Source organism: Legionella erythra (genome assembly GCF_001467615.1).
Taxonomy (GTDB): domain Bacteria; phylum Pseudomonadota; class Gammaproteobacteria; order Legionellales; family Legionellaceae; genus Legionella_C; species Legionella_C erythra.
The window spans coordinates 1-17,132 of the sequence record NZ_LNYA01000018.1 but is presented as its reverse complement, the minus strand read 5'-3'; the positions used below and the strand labels follow the sequence as shown (position 1 = coordinate 17,132).

Sequence of the window (17,132 nt, the reverse complement as noted above, 5' to 3'; positions counted from 1 at the left end):
GATGGGCCTAAGCGGTGTGAGTCCTTTGTCGTTGTTGCTTATTTTATTAATCGTGATTGCCCTTTTTGGCACCAGCAAGCTTAAGAATATCGGATCGGATTTAGGCAGCGCCATTAAAAATTTTCGCAAGGCGCTCAATGAAGACGAAGAAAAATCATGACCTCAGGCGAACTGCTGCTTACCTTTGTCATTGCCCTCCTGGTCTTCGGCCCGAATAAGCTCCCCATGCTTGCGAACCATCTGGGCAAGCTTTTCCGCTTCCTCAATCGCCTGAGGGTTCAACTGAATGACTTCTGGCAAGAGCAAATGAAGGAACAGCAACTGCTTGAAAATACCCGCAAAGCGGAACAAGCCGACGCCCTGTATAGTAAAGACGAAACCAAACCGTGATTATTTGTTGATATAAAAATCAGCAAAATCAGCCAGCAATTTTTCAAGATTAGCCACGAGATCATCATAATGTTCGTGCTGAACCAGGGTGTTGCTCAACTTGATGGTGCCGCGATGCAAGGTCATCAATTGTTTACCCCGGTAGTTAAAGCGATGATTATTAAATTTATCAATCGGCGCCCGCTTTAATTTTTTATCCAATTGCTCTTCTACTGCTTCTTTGATCCGTTTTTCCCCAAATCCTTTGGCTATCTTATCGCCGATTTCACACAAAACCTCAATGTAGATCGTACCTTTTTTAGCAATGGCGCGGATAACGGAAGCCGTTTTAGCAGAGACATGGGATAAATCACCCACTGCATTCCAGATTTCATGAGGAACCTGAGCAAAAGCCAGGTAATTACTCAAGACCGAGGAACTTAATCCCAGCTTGTCGCTTAACTGTTCCTGGGTAATTTTTTCGGTGCATAAAAGCGTGGTGTAAAACATGCCTTTGGAATAGTCCGATACATTCTCCTTTTCATTTTCAGACACCAGCACTGAAATCGCCTGATTAAAGGTTAAATCCTTAAGCACGGCTTTCACCGGGATATTGTAAAGTTTACAGGCTGACCAGCGACGATACCCGGCAATGACAATGTATTTAGCACTCGGGTCGCTTTTGGGGCGAAATTCATCAGAAGCGCGCACAACAACGATAGGCTGACACTGCCCCTTGTGTTTGATGCTGAAGGCCAGTTCTTCAATATTGCCAATTTCAAAGGCTTTGCGGTCCCTGAATTCCCATGTGTCGATTTCATTGCAATTCAGTTGGATAATGCGTTCAACGAAACCAAGCTCCTCTTCTGCATTCTGCATGCGCTCACATAGAATTTCAGATAAAGAATAACTTTGCATAACCTTTTCTCCAACCTTGGGCTAACCGTATCCACGTGTTTTATATCGGGCTTTTAAACCCATAACTTTAATCTACGTCTTTAAGGACGGCTGAAGACATAAATTTATACAAATTTATTAAATTTTACACCAAATTGCTCAGGAATGCCTGTCAGCCCCTAAAAATATCGTCTTCCCCTACGCCAATCGGTTGACTTATAAGAAGATTTACCCAGCATACTCTATGGTGCGTGCTATAGTTGATAGTAGTCAGGCCGAACAAGGATTCATCATGGGGCAGAAAGCGCTTTCCTCGGATATCCACATTATTACGCAACAATTGAGCAAGATCATTGACACGCCGATCGAAGAAAGCCTGACCCGCTTAGTCGCCTTAGGCAAACGCATGTTTGATGTGCCCATTGTCGCCATCAGCCTGTTTGATGAAAAACGGCAGAAATTCAATTTAATCAACTTTTCAGAAGTGTTTAGTAAAAACAGGGACTTATCGCTTTTTACCCAATACATTAACGACGACATCCTGATTGTTGAAGATACTCATAACGATGAGCGTTTTATAAAAACCCCGTTGATTCTTGAAGGAGCCGAAATCCGTTTTTATGTCAGTTGCCCGATTTATAGCAAAAAACGAAAAAAAATAGGGGCTATTGTGTTGCTCGACAATAAGCCAAGAACCTTTTGCCTGACCGATTTGAGTAATCTCAATGACATCATTAAGCTGGCCGAAGCTGAAATTAACAATTGCCGTCTCTCCAAAGCCCAAAAAATGCTTTTGGATGAAATGACTTACGATCAGCGCCTGGATTACACTGATCAAAAAACCCGAGCCTGGAATTTTGCCGGTTTTAAGAAAATCGTGGCTTATCAGTTGTCTGAAAGTCTCCAAACCAAAAAAGGTTTTGGCCTCGTTTCCGTGGACATTGATGGCTTGAAAGCCATTAATGAACACGATGGGTTTGAAATTGGCGATGACCTGCTTAGAAAAATATCAAAAACCTTAATGCGCACCTGCCGCGCCGAGGACACCATTGCCCGCAGCGATTTTTGCGATTTCATCATCTTGATTCATACCGACAACACCGCCAATATTCGCACCGTTGTCGACAGAATTCAGCATAACCTCTCCTTAATCATTGTGGAAACACCGCAGCATAAAGTGGATTTTAGTGTCACCATTGGTTATACCTGCTTTGATCCGCAATCCATCCGACCAGAAAAAGTGTTAATGAATGCGGAAATTGCCCTGTTGAAAGGTAAACGCACCGGGCGCAACTGCATTTATTTCTATGAAGATGAAGCTTCACATAACCTTGAATGATAATCGATTGACCACACACGCATTTTTGTTCATCGACAAATCAAAAAGAAATAATTATTTACATTTCTCTTTTTTTTAAGTATGATTTTTTACAAATCTTTACTCAATTGTTACTTTCAAAGGTTTTCTGCCATGACTTATTACCTTTACATTCCAATCTCAAGGAAAAAACTCCCCCTTGATCAGCAGGAAGCAGTAAAGCAATGGGTAGCGCTTGAGAAACAAAAGAATAAAAACGTCATTCTGTGTTATCAAGGGGAGAAGTTACCCGCATTGCCTGACTCAGCCAAAGTAGGCGTCTGGTTACATGGCACGCCGGGTGCTCCACCATTCACTACCATTGACAGTGAGACTGCCAGGCATCATCCCAGTGTCTCCAGTCATCTGCGCCTGACTCATAAAAAAGATACCATTCTTGTGCCGCAGATTGCCGATGACTTAGTCAAGGACGGCTTACTCCAATCGTTTAATCCTGACTCAAAAAACCGCTTGCGTATCAAGCTGTTTTTCTTTGATGCCGGCAAACAGGCAGAAAGCCTGGCCTCAGCCTTTCGTAATTCCTTACGTAAATACGAACAATATCATCAGGGCCATATTCGTATTGATTATTATCCCGGTCACTTGTCAGAACTTAAAACGAAACAGGCCGATGAGCCGGCCCATAAATTCATCTGCACCCCCCAAAGCGGCCAAGAACTGCGGGCTAAGACCCTTCGGCATTCTTTTTACAATAGCGAAGCAGCCGCTCCCAAACTGACCATAGGCCAGGTAAACGAGGTGATTAAGCAGTATAGGGCTTATAAATCATCGCGCTGGGGCGGGCTGTCAGGGCGTTTTGGATTGAATACTTTCTTTTCAAGTGATGCCAGCCTGCAAGCCATTGACCTGCTTGACAATAGCCAACTCTCTGACACGAAGCGGTTTAATTACGCGGTGCAATTTTTAAAACGTTTTCCTAATACCCATCTGGCAAAATACTTACGCCCAGAAATCGAGGCGTCAGAGAAAGGCAATAATCAACTGTATAGTGGGCAACCAGCACGGGCTTTTGGCTAGTCACCAAACCGCAGTTCTGGTCGGTGGCAATAGGGTGCCTTGCTGTGTTTGGCATAATAATCCTGATGGTAGGCTTCCGCAGGCCAGAAAGGGCGGACTTCCAACAGACGAGTAGCCACATCGTAACCGCGTTGACGTAATTGCTGGATTAAATCCGCGATCGTGGCTTTTTGCTCGTCATTATAGTAAAACACCGCGCTGTGGTATTGCTGTCCCAAATCGGGGCCCTGCCCGGTTCGTTGGGTGGGGTCATGAATTTCAAAAAAGCGCTTGATGACCGCCCCATAATCCAGTTTACTTTTATCATAAACCACGCGCGCCGCCTCATAATGCCCGGTATTGCCCTGACACACCTGTTCATAGCTTGGCTCAGGCACGTGCCCGCCAGTATACCCCACCTCCACATTCAGCACGCCTGGCAAAAGGCGCAGAAAATGGTCAACGCCCCAAAAGCACCCGCCGGCGACAATGGCTTCTTCCGTATCCAGCACCTCACTGTCCGCTACATAATCCAGGGCCACAGAATTAACGCAATGACGCAGATTTTTGGCAGTAAACTGCTCGCCGACAAACACATGACCCAAATGAGCCTGGCAGCGCTCACACAAAATTTCAGTGCGTTGTCCATCCGCATCGGGAACCTGTTTGACTGCTTGCACGATATCATCATCGAAGCTCGGCCATCCACAACCGGAATGAAATTGACTGTCGCCTCGAAACAGGGCCAACCCGCAGCGCCGGCAGAGATAGCTGCCCCGGCCAACAGGTTGAATATATTGCCCTGTGTGGGGGTATTCGGTGGCTTTATCGCAGATCACACGGCGGGCAAGAGGCGTTAAACTTGCGGTTTTATCAAGAAAATGGGTCACAAAGCCTCCTTAGAGCGTAAGAACCGCACCGGCTGCTGTCGGTGCGGTTTGCAGGCCATGCTACTGCACACGATTACAGATTTTATCGGCCATGTAGCCAATCGCGCCGGCATAGTAGATAGAATTATTGTAGCGCAAAATCATTTTGTAGTTAGGAAACGCCAAAAAGACCGGACCGCCATGCGGTTGCACAATGCTGGCTTCCAAATCCTGATAAGGCAAAGGCTCACCTTTTTCTGTGCGAACACCGAGGGCATTCCACTCACTGACGGGTTTAACAATGGTTTTACCTTCCAGCGTATAATCAAACCTGGCCGGTAATTTCACACGGATAGCCCAGGGTTGGCCTGTTTGCCAGCCATTTTTTTTCATGTAATTGGCAATTGATGCAAACACATCGGGTTTACTTTCCCAAATGTCTTTACGGCCATCCCCATCATAATCCACTGCGTATTCAACCCAGCTTGACGGCAAAAATTGCGGCTGGCCTGAAGCACCTGCCCACTCGCCCTTGAAATGACGCAACGAGACATGCCCGTCATTGACAATATGCAGGGCTAAAAAGAGTTGCTTGCGGAAAAAATCCGGCCGGTTGGAATCATAAGCCAAGGTCGCCAGAGACTTGATCACTGGGAAATTACCCATGTAAGTTCCATAACTGGTTTCCATACCCCAGAACGATACAATAAAGCAGGGATCAACGCCAAAATGGGCGGCCACTTCATCCAGAATAGCCTTGTTTTTGCTGTAGTTCTTTTTACCCATAGCAATCCGGTAATTGTCCGCGCGGGTATTTAAATATTTGGTGAACGTTAAGCGATGTTCCGGCTGGGAGCGCGCCAGGCTTTTAACCTGCCGGCTGGGTTCGCGGATGTCGGCAAAGGCCTCATCAAATAATTCAGCTGAAATACCCTCACCCAAGGCCTGCTTACGCACTTCAGCAACCCAGGATTGCCAATTTTGCTGATTCGCTATTGCCGAGGGCGCAAAAAGCAGCAACCAACAAGCCGCGAGCGTGCACTTCAATTTATTCATAACCTCCCCCTTTCTCATTAATCTTGTAGTCAGCAGCCATCATGCCTTCGAGTTTGCCTTAACTAAACAATAAAACATCATTTACAGGCAAAAACCTTGCCTGATTTTCATTATTTCAACACGGATTTTAAATGCGGCCATACATTATCCAGAATCTGCGGTTGCGCCTGTTCGTTAGGATGAAGACCGTCTTTTTGCATCAATTCACTGTCACCAGCCACGCCGTCAAGAAACATGGGAACTAAAATGATCCCGTAGGTTTTTGCCAATTCAGCATAGGCCTTGTTAAATTGATCAAGGTAACGTGAGCCGTAATTAGGCGGCAGCAACGTCGCGAGCACAATGACTTTAGCGCCGGTTTTCTGACTGGCAATCACCATTTTTTCAAGATTTTCCTTCATCTGCCTAACGGGTAGGCCACGCAATCCGTCATTAGCCCCCAACGCGATAATAATGACCTCTGGTTGATATTTTTGCAATGCCGGCGCTAACTTTCGCAAACCATTACTGGTTGTATCACCGCTGGTACTGAGGTTGATCACCCGATAGGATTGATTAACCTGCCTGAGCTTTTCTCCCAGCAGCGCAACCCAGCCTTTTTGAACATCCATGCCGTAGCCCGCGCTTAAGCTATCCCCAAGAATCACAATGTTCTTTGCATGAAGGGGTGCTATGATCAATGCAAAGAGAATAAAACCTGCGCGCAGAGGGTTCATGTCGCCTCCCGATCCGTTAATTGAATTAAAAAATGTCTATTTTACCGTGCCGAGTGGTGATCAAATATTGTCTATTTTGAAAGATATCAATCTGGTAATCAAGGCAGGTGCAACCATCGCCATCACCGGTGCATCTGGCTCTGGGAAAACAACTCTGCTTAATTTAATGGCAGGGCTTGATTTACCAACCTCTGGACACATTTATTACGGCACTCAGGATATAACTATAGCGGATGAGGACCAACGTGCCCAACTCCGTGCCCGTCATATTGGTTTTATTTTTCAATCCTTCCATTTACTGCCTAACCTGACAGCCCTTGAAAACGTGCTGTTGCCCCTTGAAATTAATCGCCAATACGATGATCCCTGGCCAGTAGCCATGGGCTGGTTGGCAAAAGTCGGCTTAAGCCAGCGTGCCAACCACTACCCCACGCAATTGTCAGGCGGAGAACAACAACGGGTCGCTATTGCCCGTGCGTTTACGATTGCTCCGCGCATCCTGTTCGCAGACGAACCAACAGGCAACCTGGATAAACAGACGGGCCGTACCATCATCGATCTGTTATTTGACCTGAATCAGTCGCATCAAACGACCTTGGTGATTGTCACGCACGATGAAACACTGGCGGCGCGTTGTGAGTTGCATTGGCCGCTGGTGGATGGGCAACTGCAATGCTGAAATTACCCTTGGCCATCAAAGCCTTAGTCCGCGACTGGCGAAGCGGCGAACTAACCCTGTTGTTCATGGCGCTGGTCATTGCCGTCGCCTGCGTCAGCGCGCTCAATCATTTTACCTATGCTGTCAATCTGCAATTACAACAGGGGGCTGCCAGTCTGCTTGGCGCAGATGCAGTCGTCACCAGCCAAGCGCCCATTGACCCCTTGTGGATTAAAGAAGCCAATACTCGAAACCTCACACAAACCGTTAATCTAACCTTTTTAAGCATGGCAGAACACGAGGAACAGTTGCAGCTCGCACAGATTACTGCCATCTCCCCCCTTTATCCTTTGCGTGGTTCCTTAAAAATAGCCTTTAGGATAGATGATGCCGAAGGCCACGCGGCGCATGCGCCGCCCCCAGGTGAGGTTTGGCTCAGTCCCCGGCTTTTACCCTTGCTTAACCTCACACTGGGTGAAACCATTCACATTGGGGCGGCCTCATTCCGGTTAACCGGCATTATCCGCCAGGAACCCGGCCAAATGGGTGACTGGTTCTCTTTTTCGCCCCGCATTTTGATGAATCAGGCTGATCTCTATAAAACCCAGGTCATCAAACCTGGGAGTAATCTTCTTTACAGCTGGCTGCTGAAGGGCAACCCCGATTCGCTTGCGCAATTGCACGGTTATTTACAAAAGCAACTCACCGATCAACAACAATGGCTGGATAGCCAGAGCAGCACGCCCACCGTCAGCCGCACCATTGACCGCACATTAAATTACCTGCATCTGGGCACATTAATGAGTCTGGTTTTAGCCGGAGTGGCAATCAGCATGGCATCGTTAAGGTATTGCCAGCGTCAGTTAAAACAGGTAGCCCTGTTGCGTTGTTTCGGTGCCTCCGAAAAGCAGGTGATTACTGTTTATTTCACGGGATTAAGCCTGCTTGGTTTTTTGGCCAGCCTGACAGGGGGGCTCATAGGCTATGCATTGCAACCTGTACTGGTGCAATGGTTAGGTGGCTTATTACCCGATATCAAACCGCAAATTCACGCAATGCCTTTTGTCTTTAGTCTGGTGAGCGGCATGCTTTTGCTGTTCTGTTTTTCTTTGGGCAATATCTGGGCATTGCGTCAAGTGACTGCCATCGCCATTTTTCGCGAGCAACATCATATTGGGCAAAACAGCGCTTACTTAACGTATGGTCTGGCCTTATTGCTGCTCGCTCTGCTTGCTTACCTCTATACCCAATCCTTCAGCATCACCGCGGCTGTATTGATAGGGTGCGTCGCTTATGTCGGCGTGGTCATTGCCAGCCTATGGTTAATTTTTAGTCTGGTGAAAGGTCAACGGACTATTCCTCTGAATTGGCGTTTTGGTTTGAATAACATTGCACGCAACCTCGAAGACAGTGCCCTGCAGGTTGTGGGCATTGGCCTTGCCCTCACCGCTATTTTATCCCTGTTTCTGCTTAAGCACGATTTACTGGCCAATTGGCGGCAACAATTGCCGGCTAATACCGCGAATTATTTCCTTATCAATGTCGAACCGTCCCAACTGCCCGATCTTCGCCTGCTTCTTCAGCAGGAAGGGGTTGAGGCAGCCGACTTTTATCCTGTCGTGCGTGGGCGGTTAATTGCCATTAACCGCCAGCCGGTAAAACAGGTATTTGGCGAAGATACTAAAAACATCAATGCCCTGCAGCGGGAACTCAATTTATCCTGGACACGACAACTACCCGATGGCAATGAAATAACAGCCGGCCGCTGGGCCTCAAACCCGGATAAACCCTGGGTCTCCGTCGAACTGGGCCTGGCTAACCGACTGGGGTTAAAAACTGGCGATCATCTCACCTTTCAGATAAGCGATAACCAGCTTGAAGTTGAAATCCGCAGTTTACGCAAAGTGGATTGGACTACATTCAAGCCCAATTTTTTTATGCTGTTTAAACCCGATTTGTTGAAAGAATTTCCCCATACCCTGATTACCAGCCTGTATGTTTCGCCTGAACAGCAGTCGGCTCTTATTAAGCTGGTGAGGCAATTTCCCAACGTCAGCCTCATTGATATAGCCAATACGCTTAATCGTATACAAGCCATTATCACCAGTGCCGGCAACGCCATCACCTTGATTACTTTTTTCGCCTTATTGGCAGGACTGGTGGTCGCAGCCCTCGCTATTCTGTCATTCAGCGGCAGCAAGCAGCAGGAAACACATATTCTTAAAATGTTAGGCATGAGCCGTTACGCTCTGCTTTGGATACGCAGCAGCGAGGCCTGGATTATTGGTGCTTATGCAGGGTTTTTAGCGAGTGTGGCGGCGATAGCCATTAATGGTTACCTAGCCTCAACGCTGCTGGATATTCCGTTCTCTATCCCTTGGACCATGGTTCTTTGCGTGCCGCTCGCTACGGCCACTGTCACTGTCATACTTAACATCGCTGTACAAAGAACACAATATAATCGTTCCACCCGCCTTCACACCATGTCTTAAGGCGGGCGCAGCTTATTGACCTATCCGACAACCCTGATATTGATTGTATCACCTGCAGCAGGCTGGGAGCAGAGGGACGTATCAGGAATGGTGCTATTGGGCAGATATGTTTTGCAGACGACCGGGCCGCCGGACACACCACTACCAATCTCACTGCCTAAAATCACCAGATGCAATAGACAGGATTGACCGGGGGTCAGGGTAAAGGGGAAGTTGCATTTGCCGGGTAGGCCTGCCACCAGCGCCAAGCCTGGGCGCGGAACCATCATCAACGTCCTGGTAATGCGCGTATTATTGGTTACTTGATAAATAACTTCCGTCGCGCCATCCGACGTAATAACCGGCTGCCCCCGCTCGATCACAAAAAAAGAAAATTTTGGCTGGGCTCCTGCCTGGGCACTCGTGGTGAGGCCCAAGAAAACCAGTCCGATAGCATAAATTATCCCTCGCATTTCTTAATCCTCTCAGAGTAAATAGGTCGCGCTGAATTGCAGTTGATGGGTATAAAGATGCGTTTCCTTGAATCGATCATTCACACTCTGGCCAATGGCCGCACCCAATTGGCTCTTGCCTAAATCGGCAAACTCATACCCAAGGCCCAATTGCCAGTGTTTGTTCAACGGCGCCTGCAAACCGGCACCCACCGTGTAGGCAAACGCAGTGGTGGTGTTAGAAGCAAATGGCGGTGCGGGCACTTCCTCAAAAATTTTAGGCGTTAAAGACCAGTCGAAGGAATGATTAAAGGCCACTGCCACGCTGCCACTGACATAAGGGGTAACCCAATAGCCAAAATCACCCAACAGCTTGCCTTTTAATCCAACGCGCCCATGGTTAAGCTGATAGCGGTATACGAAATTATTAAAATTCGGATCACCATCTTCCAGCACATCGCCGCGCAATTTCGCGTTGCCTGCGTAGGCAGCGGCAATACCAAACTGACTATAAATCTGATTAGTCAGCAGGCATTGGATGCCAAAGAAAATTTCAGCCGTACCAAGCACCCTCGTTTCGCTGTCGCCAATGTAGGTTTTTAAAACATCGGGCTGCAAGGTAACAGTCTGGGTCGTTCCTGAGGAGTACCAGGCGGGCCCTGCACTCAATGTAATGACTTTTTGGCCATTTACAACCTGGTTATTCAATATGCCATCAGCAAATGCTTGCGCACTTAAAAAACAAGCAGCACTGATTAGCCATTTCTGTTTCATCATCTCAGCTCTCCCTGCGACTAAATTAATTTATATAGACGCTATGTTCGGTTGCGCCATGCGAGATGTCAAGTAAAGATTGCCGGCATAAGTTATTAAAAGTTAATAAATTAAGGTCAAGAGGGATGAAGCCAATCAAAAGTCGGTGTATGCTATTAGAAAGTCACTGAAATTTGTTAGCCATGGCATTATTGCACCTTGATGCTGGATTGCTCCATTCTGCTATTATTCATGCGTGTTACACTCTTATCCAACAACGCGAATCACTGAATGCCATTAACCTGTTTCCGGTTGCCGATGGCGATACGGGTGATAACATGGCAGCCACCGCAAGAGCCATTGTCACCCATGCCAAGCCCATGGCCGACATGGAAGCCACCTGCCGTGCCATTGCCGATGCCGGGATCCTGGGGGCTCGCGGTAACTCCGGAATGATCTTTTCACAGTTCTTTAACGGGCTTTTAGACACCACGATGCCGCCAGAATTAGACACCCGGTATTTTGCAGCCATGGTCAGCCGTGCGGCGACCAGCGTGCGCGCCGCCATTGTTAATCCAGTGGAGGGCACTATTCTGACGGTAATGGAAGCCTGGGCAAAGGCCCTGGAACGCGCAGCGACACAAACGTCCTGTTTCAACCAGTTAATGATTGATACCCAGCCAGCCCTTGAGGAAGCCCTGCAAACCACCGCGACAACCTTAACGGTACTTAAAGAAGCACATGTGGTGGATGCAGGCGCATTGGGATTTCGACTTTTTGTGAAAGGATTTGCGGAATTTTTAGCCAATCCCCTGCAAAAATATGAACCTATCGATTTACTGCGGTGTGAATCACACCACGACGAACAACCCGTCAGCGGTCACCCCCCTGTCACACGCTATTGCACCGAAGCCATGCTGGTCGGTGAGGGAATTGACAAGGGCGCGATAACGCAGGCCGTGCAGGATAAGGGCGACAGTATTGTGCTAACCGCCAACTCCCGCATTTGCCGCCTGCATCTGCATTGCAACAAACCCTGGCAGGTTTTTTCTTCTCTGCAGTCCTTAGGCAAAGTGCAATACCCGAAAGTTGATGACATGCTCCGTCAATACGAAATTATCCACCAGCGCAAATACCCTATTGCCTTAGTCACCGATACCTGCGCCAATATCCCACAGGATGTGGCTGATCATTATCAAATCCATTTCATTACCATCAATGTTCATTTCGATGGTCATGATTTACTGGATCGCTATTGCCTGGATGGTGAAAATTTTTACGATCATTTAACCCGCTCGGTGGTTTACCCCACCACCTCGTTTCCTGCTCCCGCTTTAATTGAGGAGAAACTCCGCCACCTTTCAGACCATTACGAACACGTCCTGGTTATCAGTGTGGCAAAAGCGCTGAGCGGCACACATGATGCCATTGTTAAAGCGGGGCAACCCTTTACCAATGTTCATGTGATTAACTCCCGGCATGTCGCGGGCAGTCAGGGCCTTTTGCTCAATCACGCCGCTGAATTGATTGCTGACGGCCACAGCATTGAGGCGATTAAAGAATCTTTGCAGGATAAAATTGCCAAAACGAAAATTTTTGTCATGGTCAACCAGTTTGACTCCTTAATCCGTTCCGGCCGAATCAGTAAATTAAAAGGCATGCTGGCACAATTTTCCGGTGTTAAACCCATTATCAGCCTGGATGAAGAAGGCAAAGGCATGATTCATGACAAAGCATTCAGCGAGACAAAAGCCTTAAGCAAACTGGTTGCACTCATTCAGGAGCAGGCCAACGACAAGGGCCTGGATAATTATTGCATTATTCACGCCGGCGTGCCTGAAAAAGCCCAGGAATTTGCCCTGATGACCACCGAAGCTTTTGGTTATGAGCCCGCATTCATTGAGCCAGCCTCCACAGCCATTGGCCTTCATGCCGGCAAAGGCAGTGTCGCTTTGGCAGCTATTCTGAATTAGGCTGCTGCGGCTTTCCTGCCCCGGCCTTGCGAATGGAGAATCCAGCGCAGGATTAAACCATAAAGCGGAATAAACGACACCAGGCTGATGAGCAGCTTAAATACCAGATCGACACTGGCAATTTCTAACCAATGCTGACTTAAGAACACATTGCTGCTATGAAAAAAAGCAATAAAGAAAAAACAATAGGTATCCAGCACATTGCCCCAGGTTGTGGAGAACGTCGGTGCAACCCACCACTGCGTTTTTTGGCGAAGACGTTGAAACAACATAATGTCGCTTAACTGACCCACGACATAAGCACAGAAGCTCGCAAACGCGATACGCAGAGCCATGGTATTGGTAGCAAACAGGGTATGGTAGGTCAACACATTGGAAATCAGGTAAGAACCCACGAGGCCAGGCAGCATGGCCAGGTAAATAATCCGGCGGGCGACCGCCGCCTGCGTGAGACGGACGGTTAAATCGGATAAAATAAAAATTAACGGGTAACTTAAAGCACCCCACGTGGTTTTAAATCCGGCCAGATCGAAAGGGTATTGCACCAGCACATTACTTAAACAAAGAATGGACACATGGGCCACAAGCAACAGGATAAAATATTTTTTATCCATTGAAACCGAATGATAAATCATCGTCCTCGCTCTGTTCATCAAACGCATCAATCCCGATGCGAGCTATTTCTGCTTCTACCCTATGCTTTAATTGCAAAACCAGCGGCTGACGGTTACTCTGGTCTTTGCGCGCATAGAGCCAGACATCAATCGCATTCAGAATTTCCTGCAACGCCTCCTGCTTATAGACAATAATGGCATTGGAATACCAGCGAATGGCTTTATCCAGCTCTTTGGTGGCATCGGATCGCCAGGTAAACCCGTGCTGCCGATTGTGTTTTTTCCACCAGTTGTAAAGGGTTTCATCACTTGAAGGCAATGAAAGAGAAGCTTGCTGCCTGTTTGGTTCCGCCTTCACTTCATTCACAGAGGGCTGGCCACTGGTCTGGATTTCCTTATTAACCCACTGAAGAAGCGCATCGATTACCTGGTGACGATGCGACGTCCGTTTATTTATGACATGCATATGCTGCCAATCCAGTATCTGCGTCTGCAATAGCTTTAAGGCACTCAGTCTTTTTTGTTTTAGACGGCACTCCTGAGTCTCCAGCAAAGAAGAAAACTCGTTGAGGCTTTTATCCAACAAACGGGTTTGAAAACTGGGAAAGAAACGGCCTATAACGGTGGGATGTTTCACTTTTTTCCACCACTTAAATACATTGCCATGACACTCCCTGTGATTAACGGTCAAACTTTGAGGGTTTAATTCAGGCATCATTGACTAGATTAGTTAAGTTAGCGCAATAATAACACAAAATTAAATTTTTACAATACTTTACACTTTTGTTACTTGAAAACGGTTTTATAAAAAAATGCCTTTTGTGATAAGGTGTTACACGCCATATGACGTTGCTCAATTATAAGGAAATAATATGTCTGGTTTTTTTAATACGGTCATGAATACCATCAGACCCGCCGCTTACTCATCCACCTCCGGTCATCGCCATACACAGCGGGTTCAGGCCGTCACCGAAATTTTAGGTTCAGGCCTTCAGAACCTCGACGTCAAAGCCGTCATCCCAGCCAAGTTTGCGCAAATATTGATTGCGCTTTTTTCGATGTTCCGTACGGATACGCATGGCAGTGAAAAGGGGGTGCAATTTTTGCAGTTTGCATTGGCCGCGACCCAACTGAGCCTCATTATCGCGCTGTTTGCTCAAGGCAATACCTGTGATGATGAAGAGAATGCTTTATGTAAATCCAAACTCCTGGTCGACTTGTTTTTTGAAGGGCTTCTTGCCTTTTCGTTCGCTCTCGCAGAAGCCTCCAAAGACGAAACCAGCCTCCCCCCGCAGAAAGCTCAGGATCAGCCCCCTGCGGTTCAAGACTCATTCAAAGCGCCCGACCATGTTTCTATCAATATGAGCGATAAGGATAAGGGGCGCCAAGCCACGACGTTGATTACGGACGATGATGAGGAGGCGCAAAAAAACCATGAATCCGAGGATGAGGACAGCCTTGAAAGTAAAAATACACTCAAGGCCTAACCGTTGCCGCCAGATCGTTAGATCTGCGCGGCATCAATAACAGGCGCATGCGTGTCATCTTCTGACTGGTCTTGTGGGTTGACGGAATTCAAGGCGCCGCGCAAGGCGTTTAGCCGTTTAATGGAATCCGTCTCCGTCAAAAAGAAAGTGGGCTTTCCGGTTTTCTTTTTCATGACTTCTACCGCGATAAAATAACCAATCACCAGCATGGAAATAGCCGCCAGAATTTCTTTGATGCCGCGATGCGACTCAAAGGCATCAATACAATCATCCAACAGGATGTTGGTCTCATCCTTTAATGTTTTCATCGCCTCATGGTCTGGTTTATCGCTGCGGTAGTAGACATTCAATTGCTTGCGGATATCAGAAGCCAGCTTATTCGCTTTGACTTCAGTGGATAATTTACCGCGCTCGCCCAATGCCTTAGCCTGCTTTTCCAATTTTGTGACCTGGAGTAATAGCGGCTCCATTAATTTCATACGCCGTTCATACCGTTGCTGTTGCCGGCTAAGCTCCGATTGATGGTCCCTGTTAAGCGATATAATTGCCTGCTCATGATTTTTCTCTAGTTCGGCCATTGCACGGGCTGCTTTGTTGTTCTTCTCAGCCAGTTTCTCATGGAACTTTTCCTGCAATTTTATTTGCATAGTCAGGGTTTCGTTAGCTATTTGCGCTTTCCCAAGCTCTTCCCTAACCGTTTGCACAGTAAACCCGGAGTACAGTCTGGGCGCTTTCTTTAAGATAAGGCTGGCCTGCTCAATGGCTGCTGCCAAGGAATCCAGCTTCCGTTCATCGATCGCTGAACCCAGCAACATCCAACTGGACTCTAATGATGGCGTTTTAGAGTCATTACCATAGCATACCTTTAAAGCCCCTTCGGCTGCACTTAACGCCTGGCAATACTGTTTGATGCTGTCATCAGCATCGATGTATTCCGCGGTAAAATACTCGCGCACCAGGCGCAATTTCTGCAGCCACTCCAATGCGTCGGCCTGCAACGCATCGAAGCGCCTTTCCAGCAGAATGTCCCTCATACTATTTTTTAATTGCGGATCAACGGTCAATTGTTTTTTAAACAATTCGTCTATTCGTTGTATTGCCTTGACGTAGGCATCAGGCAATTGCTTTAAACTGGTAATTTCCTGCACTTTCAGTGCAAAGGACGCATAAAAACCCGTGTCCCCCTGCTGCAATTTGGTGATAATGGCTAATAATTGATTTTGCAGAAGCAATACGGATTTATTGTTGTCCAGTTTATTCGCCGCAATGAAGACGTCATAAACCCGATGAAGGTAGGTGGCAAAATCCAGTGCGATATAACTTTTGACTTCCCGCTTGCCACTGACCGCCGACTGCGGTTTTTCCAGTAATTGCTTGATGAGTAAATGGGTTTTGCCCTCCTGGCTATTGTCTTGGAGCGCCATTAAAAACTGCTTGATGAAACACCAATTTTCATCGGTTAATTTAACCTGCATGGCGCCGTACTTATCAGGTGGAAAACAGTCTTTTTCCAAGATGAGTTTGGCTTGATAAACCGGGTCGCTGAAATAAAGCGAGCCGGCCGCCGTGTAGACATCCGAGGCACCAAGCAGTGAATGGCCCTGACCAAATTGATCGGTACCGACTTGTTCATTGGCAACAGGCGCTGACTCACCCCACAACAAATCAAGGGCGGAAGCCGCAGGCGCACTTTGCTCAAGGCCAGCCATAAGCAGTTGCTTTTCATCATAGCGATGAAAATACAGATGGCCGCTGTAACCATTCGCCGCAATGGTTTTCTGCTTGGCATTTCGTTGCCCTTCACCCCCCATGGCGATGTTGATGCCAAAATCACGCGCGGTTTTAAGGTAAGCCGGCAGTTGCCCGGCCAAGCCCAGTAGTAACCCTTTTAATTCGACGATCTCATGGGACTGATTGCGATCCACGCCATGCGTGGCCGAACGGGAAACCACCCCGTCCGCTTCGGCAGGCACGGGGAAGAACGATAAAAACTGTTGCCGATTGCCGGGAGACAACTCTTGATAATCAAAAATGATGCGGCTGGCATGCGAAAGATAATCAATAATCGTTAATTGATCAGATGGGGCCGCCAGCATATTGCTTTTGCTTAAATAGTCCCGGACACGAAATTCACCCCGGGCAAGGCAGGCTGCCATCAACTGGGCCATCTTGACAGCCCTCTTGTCGGTTTGACTGTGCGTGAAGGTATTCGCCCACTGTTCAGCGACCGCCTTTTGGTCGTCATCTATAGTACGTGCGACAATATGTTCGGTTAACGGCATTGGTTTTTATTCAAATTATGAGCAGGGTGGTCAATATAGCAGATCCGGCTTAACTCTTCCTTAAGTACACTTGCCCCTTAATGAACATGCCACGGCCTACGCACTTCAATTTTCAATCAAACTGAGCAAATTTTCTAAAAAGGAATTGTCCCATCCACCGA

General features: G+C 47.4%; 17 protein-coding genes. 8 read left to right on the top strand and 9 right to left on the bottom strand.

Annotated elements, in window-relative coordinates:
- The first annotated feature begins 1 nt into the window (after window position 1).
- Both tatA and Lery_RS03730 read left to right on the top strand, forming a co-directional pair.
- Window positions 2–160: a twin-arginine translocase TatA/TatE family subunit gene (tatA, locus tag Lery_RS03735; protein WP_058525919.1), complete on the top strand. Its 159-nt coding sequence runs from the start codon at window positions 2–4 to the stop codon at window positions 158–160.
- Complete coding sequence (locus tag Lery_RS03730; protein WP_058525918.1) at window positions 157–390, top strand: Sec-independent protein translocase subunit TatA/TatB; 234 nt, start codon at window positions 157–159, stop codon at window positions 388–390. The genes tatA and Lery_RS03730 overlap by 4 nt, the downstream gene beginning before the upstream one ends.
- Here the strand turns inward: Lery_RS03730 and Lery_RS03725 are convergent, their stop codons facing one another.
- Window positions 391–1,287 (bottom strand): ParB/RepB/Spo0J family partition protein, encoded by an 897-nt coding sequence (locus Lery_RS03725; protein WP_058525917.1) that lies wholly within the window; start codon window positions 1,285–1,287, stop codon window positions 391–393.
- A 271-nt stretch (window positions 1,288–1,558) separates the two neighbouring features.
- On the opposite strand from Lery_RS03725, the gene Lery_RS03720 reads away from it, so the two are divergent.
- The gene (locus Lery_RS03720) at window positions 1,559–2,605 is read left to right on the top strand and encodes a sensor domain-containing diguanylate cyclase (RefSeq protein ID WP_058525916.1); all 1,047 of its coding nucleotides are present in this window, start codon (window positions 1,559–1,561) and stop codon (window positions 2,603–2,605) included.
- 132 nt (window positions 2,606–2,737) lie between these two features.
- Window positions 2,738–3,661 carry a hypothetical protein gene (locus tag Lery_RS03715; RefSeq protein WP_131751021.1) on the top strand — a complete coding sequence of 308 codons (924 nt, stop codon included), beginning with the start codon at window positions 2,738–2,740 and terminating at the stop codon, window positions 3,659–3,661.
- On the opposite strand, the gene Lery_RS03710 is transcribed toward Lery_RS03715, so the two are convergent.
- The 3 genes from Lery_RS03710 to Lery_RS03700 form a co-directional block, all read right to left on the bottom strand.
- Window positions 3,658–4,530, bottom strand: coding sequence for a bifunctional methionine sulfoxide reductase B/A protein (locus tag Lery_RS03710; RefSeq protein ID WP_058525914.1), 873 nt, complete (start codon window positions 4,528–4,530; stop codon window positions 3,658–3,660). The two genes, Lery_RS03715 and Lery_RS03710, sit on opposite strands and share 4 nt — an antisense overlap.
- Window positions 4,531–4,590: 60 nt before the next feature.
- Window positions 4,591–5,565 carry a lytic murein transglycosylase gene (locus tag Lery_RS03705; protein ID WP_058525913.1) on the bottom strand — a complete coding sequence of 325 codons (975 nt, stop codon included), beginning with the start codon at window positions 5,563–5,565 and terminating at the stop codon, window positions 4,591–4,593.
- A 110-nt stretch (window positions 5,566–5,675) separates the two neighbouring features.
- On the bottom strand, window positions 5,676–6,281 hold the full coding sequence (locus Lery_RS03700) for an arylesterase (protein WP_058525912.1): 606 nt from the start codon (window positions 6,279–6,281) through the stop codon (window positions 5,676–5,678).
- Here Lery_RS03700 and Lery_RS03695 point away from each other — a divergent pair.
- Together Lery_RS03695 and Lery_RS03690 are read left to right on the top strand one after the other, a co-directional pair.
- Complete coding sequence (locus Lery_RS03695) at window positions 6,280–6,960, top strand: ABC transporter ATP-binding protein (RefSeq protein WP_058525911.1); 681 nt, start codon at window positions 6,280–6,282, stop codon at window positions 6,958–6,960. The genes Lery_RS03700 and Lery_RS03695 overlap by 2 nt on opposite strands.
- Window positions 6,954–9,431 carry an ABC transporter permease gene (locus Lery_RS03690; RefSeq protein ID WP_058525910.1) on the top strand — a complete coding sequence of 826 codons (2,478 nt, stop codon included), beginning with the start codon at window positions 6,954–6,956 and terminating at the stop codon, window positions 9,429–9,431. Before Lery_RS03695 ends, Lery_RS03690 begins: the two co-directional genes overlap by 7 nt.
- Before the next feature lie 20 nt (window positions 9,432–9,451).
- Here Lery_RS03690 and Lery_RS03685 read toward each other — a convergent pair whose 3' ends face one another.
- Together Lery_RS03685 and Lery_RS03680 are read right to left on the bottom strand one after the other, a co-directional pair.
- A complete protein-coding gene (locus Lery_RS03685; protein WP_058525909.1) occupies window positions 9,452–9,883 on the bottom strand; it encodes a hypothetical protein in 432 nt (143 codons plus the stop codon).
- A gap of 12 nt (window positions 9,884–9,895) precedes the next feature.
- Entirely contained in the window at window positions 9,896–10,639 is a 744-nt protein-coding gene (locus Lery_RS03680) for an outer membrane protein (RefSeq protein WP_058525908.1), read from the bottom strand.
- Between the two features lie 179 nt (window positions 10,640–10,818).
- On the opposite strand from Lery_RS03680, the gene Lery_RS03675 reads away from it, so the two are divergent.
- The gene (locus Lery_RS03675; protein WP_058525907.1) at window positions 10,819–12,588 is read left to right on the top strand and encodes a DegV family protein; all 1,770 of its coding nucleotides are present in this window, start codon (window positions 10,819–10,821) and stop codon (window positions 12,586–12,588) included.
- Here Lery_RS03675 and Lery_RS03670 read toward each other — a convergent pair.
- Window positions 12,585–13,202: a 7-cyano-7-deazaguanine/7-aminomethyl-7-deazaguanine transporter gene (locus Lery_RS03670; RefSeq protein WP_237759137.1), complete on the bottom strand. Its 618-nt coding sequence runs from the start codon at window positions 13,200–13,202 to the stop codon at window positions 12,585–12,587. The two genes, Lery_RS03675 and Lery_RS03670, sit on opposite strands and share 4 nt — an antisense overlap.
- A complete protein-coding gene (locus tag Lery_RS03665) occupies window positions 13,195–13,839 on the bottom strand; it encodes a hypothetical protein (protein WP_131751020.1) in 645 nt (214 codons plus the stop codon). The genes Lery_RS03670 and Lery_RS03665 overlap by 8 nt, the downstream gene beginning before the upstream one ends.
- 235 nt (window positions 13,840–14,074) lie before the next feature.
- Between Lery_RS03665 and Lery_RS03660 the strand changes: the two genes are divergently transcribed.
- Window positions 14,075–14,689: a hypothetical protein gene (locus Lery_RS03660; protein WP_058525904.1), complete on the top strand. Its 615-nt coding sequence runs from the start codon at window positions 14,075–14,077 to the stop codon at window positions 14,687–14,689.
- 17 nt (window positions 14,690–14,706) lie between these two features.
- Here the strand turns inward: Lery_RS03660 and Lery_RS03655 are convergent, their stop codons facing one another.
- Complete coding sequence (locus tag Lery_RS03655; RefSeq protein ID WP_058525903.1) at window positions 14,707–16,971, bottom strand: hypothetical protein; 2,265 nt, start codon at window positions 16,969–16,971, stop codon at window positions 14,707–14,709.
- Window positions 16,972–17,132: the final 161 nt, after the last annotated feature.